Annotated in this window: 1 protein-coding gene; it reads right to left on the bottom strand. The window is 48.9% G+C overall.

The features are described 5' to 3' along the window. On the bottom strand, positions 1-1422 hold a 1422-nt coding region (locus ACOCD2_RS19685), incomplete at its 3' end, for a hypothetical protein (RefSeq protein ID WP_419625932.1). Between the last annotated feature and the right edge of the window lie 57 nt (positions 1423-1479).

Genomic DNA, 1479 nt, shown 5'->3' with positions numbered 1-1479 from the left:
TTCATCAATATTGTCAGTAGAAACAACTGGGTTTAACTGCGCTACAGCACTATTCTGGGTTGAACTCTCGAGTGTGGCGAATGCAGAAGCCAACAATTTGTTGCAATCAATTGGGAGGTCGCCAAGTAGACGTTTGGCCCAGTTGTCGAAAACACTCTGAGCCTCTGTCATATCGGCTCGCTGAAGTTCTTTTACGACATCACATGATAGGGTCGCCGTTTCAGTGTCTTGGCTCCACAAAATGGCTAGATCTGAAAGTGCGTGGATTGCAATGTCCTCGATCTCAGAAGGCCGGGTACGTATGAAAGTCAGTAGTGATTGGGCTGCTGATTTCACTATCTCAAGCGACCACTCTTCATTCTTTGCCTCCTGGTCGAGGCGTTCGATAAAAGCGCTCAGGAAACTACTGATTTGAGTAGCGTTCAGCGAAGTCGAAGTGACGTGCTTTGTCATTACCTCCCATGCAGCCTGCGAAGCTTCAGACTGTTTTAGCGCAACATATCTGGTGAGGGTCTTCCAGAGAATTGGTCGGGTTTCCTCGCCAGATTCCCAAAGACGGGCGAAGACTTTCTGTGCTCGGTTTACGGCGGCAGAGATATCAAAGCCCGGTGCAGAGTCGCTTTCCAGTTCAGTCGCTAAAAGATCGGTGTATTGATCACTAAGGTCAGGGAGAAGGTTCTCTTCATAGTCGCTGATCCAATGTTCAAACTCTTTGAATGAGAACTGATGGCTTTTTCCACCAGTTATGACCGTTCGACCGACAAGCCAGGCGAGTAGCTGAGCGTCTGCTTCAGGATCAAGACCATTGTCGCGACGAATAGGTAAAACTAGAGCCACAGTTGCCCTTGCGAATGATACGGCTTCTTCGACGTTAGGCGGTTCCAACGTTTCAAGCTGAAAACTCAACTCGTCCTCTGTTGTGAGAACGTCCTGAATTAGACGAGATGCTACGGCTTGTTTGTCATCACTATGCGCGACTGCGAGAACTTTGCTGATTTTCTGGATGCCGAGTTGGGATCGGAGTTTGGCGGAATCAGCGAGTTCACGACACAACGAACCAAGCAGTAAATGGGACATGCCTTCAGGAAAACGGTCAACCAGATCTGCTATTACTCGAGATGCGTTAGTTCGCCTGGCTTCCTTCTCATGACGAAGTTCCTCTACCATTTGGTGGAGAAGTCTCCCTTCATCTTGTTTGAGTGTCGATACATCGATATGCCTTCCAAAGCACTCCAACACTCCCTGTGTATCACCGGAAACAAGTGATGCGTAGATAGCCGTAGCCTTGGAGCCAAACTTTCTAGTAATTGGATCTTCAGACAAAAGTAGAAGACTTTGCAGAGAGTCCGGCCACCTCAAGCCGATAAGACTGCTGAGGTACTGCCGCAGGGCTCGGTGTTCCGGACGTACCTCATAGGGCATGTCCGCTTCACCATCCCGTTTTCTTAAATATCGCTCTGCAAGGAGTTGTCTGGTAGC

The sequence above is a fragment of the Thiolapillus sp. genome, assembly GCF_048562965.1.
In the GTDB taxonomy this organism is placed as follows: Bacteria; Pseudomonadota; Gammaproteobacteria; order Chromatiales; family Chromatiaceae; genus Thiolapillus; species Thiolapillus brandeum_A.
Note: the sequence above shows the minus strand (reverse complement) of the source record. Positions and strands in the feature narration are given on the sequence as shown.